The organism is Pseudoalteromonas sp. OF5H-5 (genome assembly GCF_021530695.1).
Classification (GTDB): Bacteria; Pseudomonadota; Gammaproteobacteria; order Enterobacterales; family Alteromonadaceae; genus Pseudoalteromonas.
In genome coordinates this window covers 159,724-174,161 of record NZ_JAKGBF010000003.1, presented here as the reverse complement: position 1 = coordinate 174,161, position 14,438 = coordinate 159,724, and the positions used below count along the sequence as shown (strand labels likewise).

12 protein-coding genes are annotated in these 14,438 nt (G+C 42.3%); 3 read left to right on the top strand and 9 right to left on the bottom strand.

Annotation, left to right across the window (positions count from 1 at the left end; all coding sequences use genetic code 11):
- The first annotated feature begins 30 nt into the window (after nucleotides 1-30).
- Together L1271_RS05645 and L1271_RS05640 are read left to right on the top strand one after the other, a co-directional pair.
- Nucleotides 31-531: a DUF4240 domain-containing protein gene (locus L1271_RS05645; RefSeq protein WP_010605492.1), complete on the top strand. Its 501-nt coding sequence runs from the start codon at nucleotides 31-33 to the stop codon at nucleotides 529-531.
- A gap of 206 nt (nucleotides 532-737) precedes the next feature.
- Complete coding sequence (locus tag L1271_RS05640) at nucleotides 738-1,961, top strand: FG-GAP repeat protein (RefSeq protein WP_235367214.1); 1,224 nt, start codon at nucleotides 738-740, stop codon at nucleotides 1,959-1,961.
- Between the two features lie 321 nt (nucleotides 1,962-2,282).
- Here L1271_RS05640 and L1271_RS05635 read toward each other — a convergent pair whose 3' ends face one another.
- Both L1271_RS05635 and L1271_RS05630 read right to left on the bottom strand, forming a co-directional pair.
- Complete coding sequence (locus tag L1271_RS05635; protein WP_227387942.1) at nucleotides 2,283-2,732, bottom strand: GNAT family N-acetyltransferase; 450 nt, start codon at nucleotides 2,730-2,732, stop codon at nucleotides 2,283-2,285.
- Between the two features lie 6 nt (nucleotides 2,733-2,738).
- Nucleotides 2,739-4,733, bottom strand: a complete 1,995-nt coding sequence (locus L1271_RS05630; RefSeq protein WP_235367212.1) for a methyl-accepting chemotaxis protein — start codon at nucleotides 4,731-4,733, stop codon at nucleotides 2,739-2,741.
- A gap of 232 nt (nucleotides 4,734-4,965) precedes the next feature.
- On the opposite strand from L1271_RS05630, the gene L1271_RS05625 reads away from it, so the two are divergent.
- Nucleotides 4,966-5,310, top strand: a complete 345-nt coding sequence (locus L1271_RS05625) for a hypothetical protein (RefSeq protein WP_235367210.1) — start codon at nucleotides 4,966-4,968, stop codon at nucleotides 5,308-5,310.
- A gap of 33 nt (nucleotides 5,311-5,343) precedes the next feature.
- Here the strand turns inward: L1271_RS05625 and asd are convergent, their stop codons facing one another.
- The 7 genes from asd to L1271_RS05590 form a co-directional block, all read right to left on the bottom strand.
- The gene (asd, locus tag L1271_RS05620; RefSeq protein WP_235367208.1) at nucleotides 5,344-6,459 is read right to left on the bottom strand and encodes an aspartate-semialdehyde dehydrogenase; all 1,116 of its coding nucleotides are present in this window, start codon (nucleotides 6,457-6,459) and stop codon (nucleotides 5,344-5,346) included.
- Between the two features lie 443 nt (nucleotides 6,460-6,902).
- The gene (locus L1271_RS05615) at nucleotides 6,903-9,590 is read right to left on the bottom strand and encodes a TonB-dependent receptor domain-containing protein (protein ID WP_029215807.1); all 2,688 of its coding nucleotides are present in this window, start codon (nucleotides 9,588-9,590) and stop codon (nucleotides 6,903-6,905) included.
- A gap of 77 nt (nucleotides 9,591-9,667) precedes the next feature.
- Nucleotides 9,668-11,338 carry a hypothetical protein gene (locus L1271_RS05610; protein ID WP_235367206.1) on the bottom strand — a complete coding sequence of 557 codons (1,671 nt, stop codon included), beginning with the start codon at nucleotides 11,336-11,338 and terminating at the stop codon, nucleotides 9,668-9,670.
- Between the two features lie 191 nt (nucleotides 11,339-11,529).
- Nucleotides 11,530-12,840 carry a tetratricopeptide repeat protein gene (locus tag L1271_RS05605; protein WP_174169172.1) on the bottom strand — a complete coding sequence of 437 codons (1,311 nt, stop codon included), beginning with the start codon at nucleotides 12,838-12,840 and terminating at the stop codon, nucleotides 11,530-11,532.
- 21 nt (nucleotides 12,841-12,861) lie between these two features.
- Nucleotides 12,862-13,467: an energy transducer TonB gene (locus L1271_RS05600; protein ID WP_010605501.1), complete on the bottom strand. Its 606-nt coding sequence runs from the start codon at nucleotides 13,465-13,467 to the stop codon at nucleotides 12,862-12,864.
- A gap of 9 nt (nucleotides 13,468-13,476) precedes the next feature.
- A complete protein-coding gene (locus tag L1271_RS05595; RefSeq protein ID WP_010378708.1) occupies nucleotides 13,477-13,887 on the bottom strand; it encodes an ExbD/TolR family protein in 411 nt (136 codons plus the stop codon).
- A 22-nt stretch (nucleotides 13,888-13,909) separates the two neighbouring features.
- On the bottom strand, nucleotides 13,910-14,437 hold the full coding sequence (locus L1271_RS05590; RefSeq protein ID WP_010378705.1) for a MotA/TolQ/ExbB proton channel family protein: 528 nt from the start codon (nucleotides 14,435-14,437) through the stop codon (nucleotides 13,910-13,912).
- Nucleotide 14,438 lies beyond the last annotated feature (1 nt).

Below are 14,438 nucleotides of genomic sequence, written 5' to 3'. Positions count from 1 at the left end.
ATCTCGGTTTTATCAAGTTAGATTATGCACATGGAACTCGAACGCTTCTGGCAGCTTGTCACCGCCCCCGATCATTCAAACGATAATGACTATTTAAAAACGCGTTTATCACCGCTAAGTTCAGAAGAAATTGCTCAGTTCGATGCATTATACACCAAAGAACTAAGAGCACTGTGGCATTGGGATAACTGGAAAGTGGCCTACGTGATTGCAGGCTGTAATAGCGAATATGACTTCTTAGATTTTTGTAATTGGATCATCAGTCGCGGCCCTGAAGCGGTAAGCGTACTCACTGCGGAACCAGACGAATTAGCTAATAAGTTTGCTATTCCGAATAAAGATGACCTGCCCTACCCGTTTATTGACGAATTAGATTTAGTTGCAGGGTTGCTTTTTGAAGAAAAAAATCAAGACGAACTCCCGTATCACAGTGTTGTGAACTTTCCGCCACAAGGTAAAAAGTTTAAAAATAAACCAAAACAGTTAAAGGCTGAATTACCTCAACTTTTTGGCCAATATTGGCTTGGATAAGGTTTAGTTTATTGTTTTATATGGTGGGTTTTGGTTGTTCTAGAATTAGATGCTGAAACTCATTATTACCATCGCAAAATGTCACTGCTCCAGACGCTTATCAATCCTTCTCGCCAACAAAAAAACTTAAGAACACGACCTCTTGTTAAGTCGTAAGCAGTGGAATACTATGTTTATTCCCTATATCGAAAACAAAAAGAATAATGATGAAAGCCCCCTCTATTTTAAAATACTTCCCTAGTTTGGCGTTAGTGATAGCTTGTCAAAGTATGGCTGTGCAGCAAAAGTTATTGGCCGATGATGGTAAAGCAGAAGATCAGTTTGGTTATAGCGTAGCGATAGACGGCACAACTGCATTAGTTGGTGCCCACAAAGTTGATACTAATACGAGTCAGGATACTGGTGCAGCTTACCTATACACGCTAGGTGCGTTTGGCTGGCAGCAACAAGCAAAGCTCATCGCACAGCCTACCAAAGCGGGCGACACGCTTGGCGGCAAAGTTGCGCTCAAGAATAATATTGCCATGCTTGGTGCGATAAATCGGGACGATAAAGGAGAAAATGCCGGTGCGGTGTTTGCTTTTGAGCGCACAGAAAATAGCTGGTTACAAAAACAAATTTTAACCGCCAACGATGCAAAAGCGGGTGATGCCTTTGGACAAAGCATTGCCCTCACCGAGCAATTTTTAGTGATCGGCGCACCACATAGCGATGCGCCACACAAAGACTCAGGTTCAGCGTATGTATACGTGAGAGAAAACAATAGCTGGCATTTTCAGTCAAAGTTGACGGCAAGGGATGGGGCTGATGGGGACTTATTCGGAATTAGCGTAGCAATAGATGGCGATACCATTTTAGTCGGCGCAGATTTGAATGATGAAAAAGCAGAAAAAGCTGGTGCAGTTTATGTTTATCAATTCGATGGTAAAAAGTGGAATTCGCAAGCAAAACTGATGGCAAATGATGGTGGGAACACCGATATTTTTGGTGTTCGCGTGGCTATTTTTGGAGATACAGCCCTTATTTCTGCCAGAAGAGATGATATCGACGGTATAGGTAAAGATGCCGGCTCTGCTTATCTGTTTGAGAGAACAAATGATAAATGGACACAAACTCAAAAATTAGTGGCTCCGGATGCCAAAGCGGATGATAGATTTGCACGCGGTGTTGCGTTAAGTAAGAACATGGCGTTTATCACCGCCATGCACCATGATGAAAAAGGTAATAACGCGGGGGCACTTTATCTATACAAAAAACAACAAGGCCAATGGCAATATGCGTCTAAGGTATTTGCCAATGATGCCGCGCCAGAAGATAGGTTTGGTTGGAATATTGCGGCTTCTAATAACACTGCCATCATCGCAGCTCCTCACCGCGATGACAAAGGAGAAGGCTCAGGTGCCGCCTATATTCTGGATTTGGTGGAATAATAGCGATTGGTAATGTCTGAGCTTGGTTCGTTAAGCTCAGACTTTGGCTGTCAGAGTGAGATTGATAGGCCCTTATTTAACAGTTGACTTGGTGCCATTTTGAATCGTTCAAGCAACAAGAAAGGCTTTAAAGAAGACATTCGGTATCGGTTAAATAAACGACGACCGTTTTTTACGCGTTGTTTGACCGATAGAGAACTTATTTCATGTGTTTATTATATATTTGACCTTATCAGCGCTAACTTTCGTTTGCGACACGTATTAGCTAAAAACGTCAAAGTACACGTTCTAGCTATCTGAAGTTCATATTACTTCGTCTTGCTAGTACTGCCCTTTTATACGAACCATTTCATTCGCATACACTGACTCGCCATTATATTCAGTGAGAAATTCATCAGACACTTCGAATCCGTATGCCTTGTATAACTCCTTTGCAGGCTCATTTGTCTTGGCGACAAAAAGGTTCGCCTTGCCGCATATTTGTGACAAAAGGAATTCAAGCATTTTTCTTCCGATTCCGTTTCCTCTAGCACTAGGGCAAACAAATAGTGCCCTAATCTCTGACCCAAATATTGCTCCAAAACCAAGAATATTCCCATCATCAAAAACGTATATCTTTGATTCCTTTAGCGCTGATAGTCTCTTTTCATCATTTTCTAGAGGTAAGAGCTTAAATGTCTTCTTCTCAAAACGAAGCTCATCCAGCTTAGATTTGGAATAGATCTCAAAAATTCTCGGATAGTCTTCCTCTGTCAACTCTCGAATATTCATAGGGTGCTAGCTCTTATCAATTTTAAATATATCCATTGTACGTTGTAGCGTATCGCTGTTTAGTTTCATATCTTTAAACAATTCATTTAACGCTTTCGATGTATCTAATTCATGGTTTGCAGCGTCAAGTACAGCAGCGGTATTTTGTGATATATCGGCGGCCACTTCAGACTGTTCGCAGGCTGCTGTGGCAACCGAAGTCGTGAGTTTTTCAACATGCGAACTGTGTTCGTTTACTCTGAGCGATACTTTACGCGTTTCTTCTACTTCGTTCATGGTATTTTGTGTGAGCAGTGTGTTTTCTCTGATTGATTTAACAACGCTTTGGCTTATCTCTGACAGGCTAAGTAACAGCGTGGAAATTTGCTCTGAAGATTGTTTACTGTTGTTTGCAAGTCCTCGCACTTCGTCGGCTACAACAGCAAAGCCGCGGCCATGCTCGCCTGCACGGGCTGCTTCAATTGCGGCATTGAGTGCTAGCAGGTTAGTTTGTTCGGCAACACTGCGAATTGAATCCAAGATAGTGTTTATTTCAGATACCTGCTTTTCCATACTCGCGGCCATCTCGTCGACGGCGTTCATACTCTTCGAGAGGGTTTTCATGGTGTCTAAGTTTTTTTGGTTGTCTGCAAGTAACTGCTGTGATTCGATGTTAAGTTGGTCGCTGGCATCCAGCGTATCTTGCGCGAGTTTTGCAATTTCTTGGCTGGTTGCGGCCATTTCTTCTATTGCAACCGCAATGGAAGATGCCATGCCTTGGGTTTTTTGTGCATCCTCATTGACGTTAGAGGCTGCTAAATGCATTTTTTCGCCTAGTTTCGTACCTACCTGAACGGACTTAGCTAAGCCAACCATTAGGTCTTTAAACGCATAAATCGTATTGTAAATTGACTCGGAGATTTGCCCAAGCTCATCGCGCGTGTTTAAGCGCATATCTAAAGTTAAGTCGCCCTCTTCAGCTACGCGTTTTAATATACTCGTTAATTGTGAAAGCTCCGAGCGTAACGAGCGAATCAGATGAAAGTTGACGAGCGCGATAAAGCTGAGAACGACGACAAAAAGCACAAACATTAAGATACTTTCAAATGCGATATCTGATTTGTGCTTTTGGCTATCTTTAATTGTCATTTCCCACACTGAATCGAGTTTGGTCTTGAACTTACCTATTAGACTTGTCGCCGCAGAAAACCACTCGGCACTTGAAGGTAAGCGACTAAAGTCAACTTGCCCTTGGCTTTCAAGAGTATCAAGAATTTGATTGAATGCTTTTGCCTCGCTTGAAGATAAAATAGTTTGTACGTTGCTTTGGCCTGTACCTTCGAGTGCGGTTTCTAATTGATGTAATGACATCTCTAGCTGTTGGCGATAGTACTTGATATCGTCTTTGAGGGTGTCTGACATTGCTTTTTTTGCAAGCACACCATTCACTTTGCCACGGATCTGTCCAAGGCGCTCTTTACTTTGGGCAATAAGGAAAGCAATAGAAAGTTCAGAAGATAAGGTTCTATCTGATACGTAGGCTTGAATTTTTGCTGCTGTGTTTAATGAAACTTGATTAAGTTTGCTGTAGTAAGCAAAAGCATTACTGCCATTTTTCCTGTCGACCTCACCTCTTACGCGGTTCTTATTGGCTTCCACTTCAAAAATATAAGGTAACCATTTTTGCACATTTTTATCTTTAAGAAACAGTGAAGAGTGAATACTCTTAAGCGTTGATATTGTTTGGTCGGCAATTTCACGTTGCGCGTCGACCTTTCGTTTGTTATCACTACTTGGATTACCAAGGAACCCAGCCGTTAAGCCGCGCTCTACCGCATGATGATGCGCTACTTTCTCAATGGCGTCGAGCAAAACGACATAGTTGATATTTTGATCGGCCGCATTGTACTGTCTCCAGTTATTCAAAACGTTTTTGCCAACTAAAAATAGTAAAAATGCAAGCAGTGAGAAAGAACTTATCATCGTGAGCTGCATAATCGAGAATCTTTTCAAAATACCCATTCGTCTCTCCGTAGCGCGAGCGTAGATTATTGTTTAATCAAGGTAACTATAGTCCAACAAAATTAAGGTGAGATATTTTGTAACGAACATCGTGACGGATTTAACGTTTCGAGGCTGGAAGGATAGGTGAATGTTACTTGAAGTAATTTTTCTGAAAGCAAATGGTAATGAAGTGTTGCTACCTTCTTGTTGCTGATAATGGTATTGGCGTCAAAATTAAATAGAGGAATGTATGAAAGGATTTATCAAACTAATGTTAGTGAGCCTTGCGCTTATCTCTTTGAAGTCATATGCGGTTGTATTTACGTGTAAAGGTATCGTGTACGACCTTTATTCAAATGGTAATAATAGCTACGAAGTTAGGTTTAAGCGTGAGTCCGGAGTTGACCTTGAGCCTGTTATCATTTATCCAGAACAGCACTACCTTCTGGCTCCGGTTTTAGATGCCATCCGCGAAGGTGAAAAATACCGCACTGTATATCGCTTAGTCATTGAAAATAGAGATAGTGCTGATACTCGATGCCACGATGGTGAGAGTGAAAACGCCTTAATCGGTCTTACAAAAGTCATTGATTAAAAAAACAAAAGGCGCCGACGGCGCCTTTAGAAACTAACCTGTAATGATCCTTAACATTCTACGAAGTGGCTCTGCCGCCCCCCATAAAAGTTGATCACCAACAGTAAATGCACTGATATACTTTTCACCCATAGTGAGCTTTCTTATCCTGCCTATCGGAATATTCAGTGTGCCGGTAACATTAACCGGAGTTAGCTCTTTTGCGGTAATATCACGCTCATTAGGAATGACGCGCACCCATTCATTATGTGCAGCGAGAATCGCTTCTATTTCTTCGACACTTCGATTTTCACGTAACTTGATGGTGAGCGCTTGTGAATGACAGCGCATCGCGCCAATTCGTACACACAATCCGTCAATAGGAATGGGCTGCTTTGACGAGCCAAGGATTTTGTTTGCTTCTACTTGTGCTTTCCACTCTTCTTTACTTTGCCCAGACGGCATTGGAACGTCAATCCATGGAATTAAGCTGCCGGCTAACGGCACACCAAATTGATCTTGTGGTAAAGATTCATCTTTGATTTTTTCTGCCACTAGCTTATCGATTTCTAAGATGGCTGAACTTGGGTCGTTGAGTTGTGCTTTAACCGAGCTGTGGATCTCACCCATTTGAGTGATGAGTTCACGCATATTTCTTGCGCCTGCACCTGATGCCGCTTGATAGGTCATTGGGCTCACCCACTCTATTAAGTCTTGCTCGAATAAACCACCAAGCGCTAGTAGCATAAGAGAAACCGTGCAGTTACCACCAACAAAGGTTTTTACACCTTGCTCAAGACCTTGTTGGATGACATCTTTGTTGACCGGATCAAGCACAATAATACTGTCTTTTTCCATTCTCAGTGCTGAAGCTGCATCTATCCAATAGCCTTCCCAGCCCTGTTCACGCAATGAAGGATATACAGATTTGGTGTAATCTCCGCCTTGGCAAGAGATGATAATATCCATTTCGCTAAGCGATAGAATTTCGCTTGCATCTTTTAGCAGCTTTGGCTCTCCACCGCCTTTCACAACGGGGCCAAGTTGGCCCGCTTGCGAGGTAGTAAAGAAGTGTGCATCAATGACCTCAAAGTCATTTTCTTGCTGCATACGCTCCATCAGCACGGAGCCAACCATTCCACGCCAGCCGACGAGTCCTACTTTTTTCATGTTATGTGCCTTAATTCTTGATTATACGGATCATTGCGTGAGTCGTATGTCTAGATGGCTACCATAGCAAAAGAATACGCAGTGGACTAGCTAGAAATCAGGATTTTAAAAAATAAAAAACCCCGCATGGCGGGGTTTGGATACAACATGTAAAGGTTGTCCTAATTTAACGCATTTGCGTCAACAAGAACTCGGTACGAAACGAGCTATGGTTTTGTTTTTAAAGCTCTTAAATAATGTTACTAGTTAAATATGACAAGTATATTAACAAGCTAGTAACTTACTGAAGTATTTAGATATATTTTTATATATAGACCAACTATACACAAAGTTACAGAACTTAGTCTATGAAATAACGAATAACAAATAAAAAAATTTAGAAAGATTGATAAAGATCAAAAAAGCCAAGGCGGGCCTTGGCTTTGGTTTAGCTTAGTTGTTCCTTAGAACTCGTAGCTGTAGCTCAGGCTAACTGAGGTGCCAACATCTTTTTGTCTTACTACCACGTCAGATTGAGTTACTTCTTGATCTTCATTTAGCAAGTTCTTGACTTTAAATTTAACTTTAGAGTTAAAGTCTGGATACCAAGTATATACTAGGTCAAGCGAATGAAATGGTTGCTCATAAGCATCATCTCTACCACCAATCCCAGAAGCCAAAATACGCTCTCCAAAGACGTTATACACTAATGAACCACTGTGTTGACCATCAGCCGAATCATAGTTTAATTGCATATTAACTACGTACTCTGAGTGACCCGTCATACGCTTTGTTGGATTGGTTAAGTTACCTGCACGAGCAGGATCTATCGATACTTCAGAATCACTTAAGGTGATGTTACCTGACGTAAAGAAGCCGCTCGCAAGACTCGATAAGTCATATAACCACTCGGCTTCGATACCGTATACTTCGCCTTCCTCACCATTTACGAAGGTTGCTGTATAGTCTTCATCACCAACCCGTAAGATGGTTTCTATTGGTGCCGTGATGTCTTTATAGAATGCCGCAACTGAGAAGTTGTCGCCATTATCCATATAGTACTCAAAGCGCGCGTCATAGTTTTTCAGGTCGCTACTCTTTAGGCCAGCTACACCGAAGGTGCGGATATCGGTTAGTGGATCATAGTAGGCAACCGGTACTAACTCACGTAAGTCAGGGCGTACTGTGGTTTCACCATAACCAAAACGTACTTGATAGTTACCGTCTGAAAGATACGTTAGCGATAGTGCGTTAAAGAAGTTATCTTCGTTAACGGTACCGGCTAAAATACGCTCTTCATCGTAAATCGTTTCCATTGTTATGCGGTCGAAAATCAGACTCGATGTTGCAAGTGACACTTGTTTAAAGTCTTCGTAACGAATACCACCACTAATACGCCAGGTATTGTCGAAGAAGATATCAAACTCACCATAGCCCGCATCAATCTTTTGAGCCGCGATATAATCGTCTGCCGCTGGTGCCTGAGGTTCGTTGAAGGTCAACAAGAAAGTGTTGTTGTTCAAAAACTCATCGTCAAGATAACCCGATAATCCATAGATCTCAGACTCATCAAAGTTTACTGGGATGGATATACCACTTTTGTTGTTTACAACGAAGTTACTGGTATTGTAAACACGCGCTCTGTCCATAAAGTCATAACCACCTTTAAGGGTAATTTCTATACCCTCGAAGGTTAACGGTAAGGTGACATTGCCGCTGTAAGACTTTACGTTGTCTTCCATGTCGGTAAAGGCGTACGTTATACGGTTATCATCACCGGTTACGATGGAGTTTTTATAAGAACCGTCTTCGTTATAGTTATCAATAAACTTAAAGTCGATTTCTGTTGGAATATCGGTTTGCGCTTTTGACTCTGTATACTGCCAGTCAAAGCCTACCCCCCAGTAATCGAGGAACGTGTGTTGACCAATCACTTGGTCGATATCCAACGTGCGTTCTTCGTAATCAAACTGATGTGAACGCTGTGCCGCGCCCGTTCCCGCAATTGTTCTAACGGTACTGCCGTTAGGGCTTTGTAACACGGAAAACTCTGATTCGGTTTCGTTATCTTCTAGATAAATCTTAGAATAAGTAATGCTATGCTGATCTAAGCGGTAACCGATATTGAATACACCATTTAGGCGTTCAGTTTCAGTCGTTACTTTAGATTCTTTAAGTGTCACATAACAGGAATTGGCTGTGTCTTCTGCGGTTTCTAGTTTTGAAGTACAGTTTTCAGCTAATGTGTCGTCAATAACACCTGTTGTGCGGTCGCTATAATTCCAATCGTTGTCATAGGAACCCGCAAGCATAAAGCCTACCGTGCCGCCTAACCAATCTTCTTGGAAACTATTGCCAATGTTGGCTTTTACATCAAAGTTTGGATCTAGGGACTCTTCTTTGACTTGAATATCGCGAGGAAGTGATGACACAAAACCTTTGATCACGTCAATTGCTTGATCCGCACGTGTTAGCCCGTCTTTATCTTTGAAACCGTTTTTGTCTACAACTTCGCCGATGTCAAAGTTACCACGATATCTTACAACTGCATCTTGTAGTACTTGAGGTATACCTTCCGTGGTACCGCTGTAGGTAAAGCCTTTATCAGAATTAAAGTTTTGGCCAATACCTACCTCAATACCTGCGGTGAACTCCGATGGTACAGACTTAGTACGGATATCGATGTTACCACCACCGAATGCAGCAGGCATTGATGGAGAATAAGCTTTTTGTACCGCTAGACTTTCAATAATGCTTGCTGGAAAAATATCGAGTGGAATAACGTTTCGGGTTAAGTCCGGGCTCGGTACTGCGGCACCATTCAGGCGAGCACTTGAGTAACGCTCACCTAGGCCACGAACATAGATAAACTTGCCGTCAACTAACGTGAGACCGGTAACACGACGTAGCGCGGATGCTGCATCACTATCACCTGTTCTAGATAGCTGCTCTGCGCCTAAGATATCCGCAACGAAGGCTTGGTTTTTACGTTCTTCAATTACCGCCGCAGCACTACCTTGCAAACGAGTACCTACCGCAACAACTTCTTCGATTGCCTGTTCTTCTTCTGCAACGCTTGGTAGAGAAGTTGCGACTGTGAGTGCCGTACTGATGGCTAAAGCAACTTTTTTAAATTTCATTTGAGTATCCATATGCAATCCTGCCAAAAATCATAAAAAAGGCGCAATGACTGCGCCTTAATTGTAATAACTAAGGTCATTACGGATAATTAGTCAGCGTTTGAAGCCTCAATTGCTTTCTTAACCCACTGATACCATTCAGAAGACGTATCTTTATCAGATACCGCACCAATGTAATCAACGGTCGTGAAGAAGTTGTCATTTAGGCTGCTTAGGTCGTTTGCTTCAACAGTGATAGCGGTAGAGCTTGAATTTGTTGAGAAGCCGTCTGCTGCAATTACGTCAGCTGCACCGTTTAGAATTTGGTTAGAGCCTGCGTTAACAAACCAGTCTTCTTTACCTTCACCTGCAGGTAATGGGTCAGAACCATTTTTAAAGTTTGCAGCACAAGCAAGTACAGAGCTTACATAGTTAAGCGTATCAGCTTCAGCGTTTGCAGCAGCCTTATCATCTTTAAACTCTAAACATTCAGTGCCATTCGCAGCTGATGATTTAACTACTAATGCGTTGTAATACATACCACGGATAGCATCATCAAACTTCATACCTTGTGATTCGTCATCATCACGAATTGAGTTACCATCAGTCGTTAACACAGTTACGTTTGCAAAATTAAGCGTAGATGCTGGTGCTTGGCTGTAATCAGGGCCTGCTGCTTTTTCACCATCGGTTTCAAAACCATTGTTACCCATGAAGCCTTCTGTGCCCGCAGGAATTAGTACCGCGTCGCCGTTGTCATCAGCATAAGTAACGTCACGCTTAGTTTGAATTGTACCGTGCTTAACAAGGATAAACTGGCCTTTACCTTGCCATCCTGCATCAACGTCAACAGCATCATCTTGAGTATCCGTTACTACGATATTTTTGATGTTTGCAGCACCACCGAAGAATTCGATACCATCGTCAAAACCTTGGTGAATGTGAAGGAATTCGAAGCTTGAACCAGAACCCACAGCATTCAGTGTTAGTGAATTTAAGTCGTCCCCAGGGCCGCCATCACGAGGACCAGAACCTGCATACCAAATGTGCGCATATTTGATTTGACCGCTGCTATCTGCGTTGTTTTTACCGCCATAGTAGCTTGTTACACCTTCAGAATCTGCATTACATAGGTCGCCATCACGCTCTGCATCGGTACATTCGTTTGTGATACCAAAACCGTTAACCATGATACCACCCCAGTCAGCAAACTGTGGACCGATACCTGCTAGGTTAAATGCGTCAAATTCTGCTGCTGAAGTGAAACGAATTGGCTCGGCTGCAGTACCAACTGCGTTGATCTTCGCGCCACGCGCGATACGAACCACTGACTCACCAGAAGTGAATGCCATTACAGCACCTGGCTCTACAGTTAGTGTTGGACCGTTCGCCTCGATTGTACAACCTGTTGATGTGTTACAATCTTTACCGATTAAAAGTGCACCTTTGAATACGTGAGCGCCGCCATTCTCAAGCTTTTTGAATGTAACATCGCCTTGTACTTCTAGCGATTTAGAAGCAAAGTCAGTGCCGTATACACAGTGTGGTGCTTGGAACGTACCTTGAACTTCAGTGCTTCCTACAGCGCGAGTTGTACAAGGGTTAGTTGTGCCAGTATCGCCACCTGTATCACCGCCTGAATCGCCATTGTTTGTTGTATTGTTTGAATTGTTAGTGCTGTTATCGTTTACAGTAGGTGTAACTTCGATGTCACCACCACAACCAGTAAGTGCCATAGCAGCGACGATTGCAGAGACTCTGAAGAGGTTTTTTAGTTCCATTGCTAACTCCAATAGTAGACTTTTAAAAAATTATTTTTTTACTGTGTTTAAATGATGTGACTAAATTAATGGGGTTTTATTACACGAAGATTACACAAAATGATTGTAATTAAATCTTCATAATAAAAATTGGAACTTTTAAAAATAAAAAAACCGCCCGAAGGCGGCTTTGGTGTTGCGATTATAAAATATTATAATAAAGCTTGTTTTAATGTTTCAGCATGAACTTTTTCCCGCTTCACATATTTAATCCATTGCTTAGCGAGATTTGCTGATTTTTTGTGCTTTTCAGCTTGTTCGAAGGCCAATATAGAAGCATCAAAGTTTTGCAGGTTAAACTGTGCCATTCCAAGTGCGACATAGGCGTTAGACTCAAACGTTAAATCGCCTTTATTGAGAGCAAGTCGGGCGTGATCTGCGGCTTCATCATATTGTTCAAGATTTAAGTAGATCTCTGCAAGTCTCTGATCTAAATTGCCATGTTCAACTTTTTCAGTTGCTGCTAGGAAGAAAGGTAGTGACTTTTTATCTTCTCTTGCTTGAACGAATGCTTCTGCGATAAAAGTTAGGTTTTTGGCGCTGTCTTCAACGACACCTGCTTTTATTCCGTTATCGAGTGCTTCCGCTGCTTTAAAAGGCAAGGCGTTCATTAAATAGACTTGAGCAAGTTGCATATAATCAGATTTCGATTTTATAAAGCCCCTTTGCTTTGCAGTTTCAAATGTTGCAAGCTGTTTTTTCTCGGCACCTATTTCACCGTACATGCCGCCAAGCTGGATCCAGTATTGTGGTTTGTCATAGAGGGTAACCATTTTCTCTAAAACATCTGCTACTTTTTTTGGCTGATTTAATGAGTAATATATCGCTCGCTGAAGAACTAACCAGTTTTCTTTTGGTAGTTCACCGTCGGATTCAACTAAATCAATCGCAGTATTTATATTGCTTATCGCATCATTATATTTTTTTAGTTGATATTGTGCTTGCGCTTTTAAAATATAAAAGTTGCTTTTTGGGGCCTGGGTATTAGCTTCTTTCCACTGATCAAGGAATGATAATGTACTTTCAAAATCATTGTTTGCCATGGCCAATTGAGCCAAGCTAAATGTCGTAGAAAGACGCAGGGACTCAGGAATAGATTCTTCCGCAATAACTGCTTTGAAAGATTCGATGGCCTTGTCGAGCTTGTTTTCGTTGTAATAAATAAAGCCATAGAAGTTATACATCATTGCCACTTCGTAGCTATTCATACTCGAAACGCGTTCTTTCACCGAATCTAATGCGGCGAGGCCTTCTGCAACTTGCCCGTCGTCTGCAAGTTTTTGCGCGCGGGCCAGTTGACTATACACTTTTTCGCGTAGCGCGGGCACACGCTTGGTTTTAGTTTCTGAGTCAGCATAAGCCGTTGCCAAATTAACATTTGGTATGACTGAAATGAGACTCGGCGCTATTAAACCTGTGCTAAATAACGCACTTACTAACGTAATTTTTTTAAACATTTTCATAATCGCAATCCTTAATGGCAGTTAGCCATTAATTTGAAATGAAATCTTATTTTGAACACCCGCAACTTCAACCGGTTCACCGTTTACTACGCGAGGTTTGTATTTAAATTTCAATGCCGCATCAAGCGCTGCTTGGTCAAAGATTGATTCCGGTTCGGCGCTTACTACAACAGGGTTTCTCACAGTGCCTTGTTTAGTTACAATGAACTCAACAATCACATACCCCTCAATTCCGCGTGATAAAGCACGTCTTGGATATACCGGCGCAACTTTAACGATTGGCAGATATTCACCATCACTGGACTCAAGTGCTAAACCACTCGCCAAATCTACGTCAGCGTCCACATTGGCACTAAAATCAAAGTTGCCGCCTGTTGCGTCAAGATTGTTGTTCTGGGTTTGTGGTGCATCCATTGGTGGAGGCGGCTCTTTAGGTGTTGGTGGCTTTTGTGGCTTACGCTCTTTTTTCTCCACCGTCTCTTCTTTTTTAAGACGGACGAAATCTAGTACTTGTCCTTTTACAGGATCTGTCATTGCTCCTTCCCCTCCTTGGATAAGCGCTTGCATACCCAAGAAAAGGAAAAAGGTAACTATGCCTGCAATTACTAAAGCAATTAAGTAACGCATGGTATGTTCCTATGACTCCTGTGCTGCAATCGAAACATCAAATGCGCCAGCTGCGCGTGATGCATCCATTACTTTAATTAGCGTGTCAGTAGTTGCCTTTTTATCAGCCTGAATAACCACACTACCCTGCGGATTCTCCGCTTTAAGACGCTCAATATTTGCTTGAACTGCACGGATGTCTACTTGGCGTTTGTTAATCCAAATTTCACCAGTATCTGAAATTGCAACCAGGATATTGGCTCTTTGCTTTTTAACTGCAGTGGCCGCTTCTGGGCGGTTAACATCAATACCCGCTTCTTTAACGAAAGAGGCCGTTACAATAAAGAAGATAAGCATGATGAATACAACGTCCAGCATTGGCGTCATGTTGATTTCTTCTGCTTCTTCTTCTTGGAATACTTTTGCAAGTGGTGCTCTCATAATTCTTTCCTCACACGACCGCTTAATGGTCTAGTAGCATTTTATCTTCTAACAACTCAACTTCACGCTTGGCTTTACGCTGAAGGTAGGTCGATGCAAATACACCCGAAAGCGCGCCAACCATGCCTGCCATTGTCGGGATAGTTGCTTTTGATACCCCAGATGCCATAGAGCGTGCACTGCCTGATCCGGTGATCGCCATTACATCAAATACTTCAATCATGCCAGTTACCGTGCCTAGGAGTCCTAGTAAAGGACACAGTGCCACCATGACATTGATATATGGTAAGTTGGCGTTGAGTTTGATCCCCACGCGAGAGATAGTTGCTTGTCTTATCTGCTCTGCGTTCCAACTGTTACGCTCATTTCGCGAGTTCCAAGCTTGTAGGACTTCGTTTTTGTAGCCTCTGTATTTACCGAACACAAACATGAAGCGCTCGAGAATAAGTAGCCACATGGCGAAGGTTACGAAGCCGATGACCAGGAGAACCTGGCCACCTGTATCAAGGAATTCACGTAAAGCGTTAATTGCATCAAGCAATAAAACCACG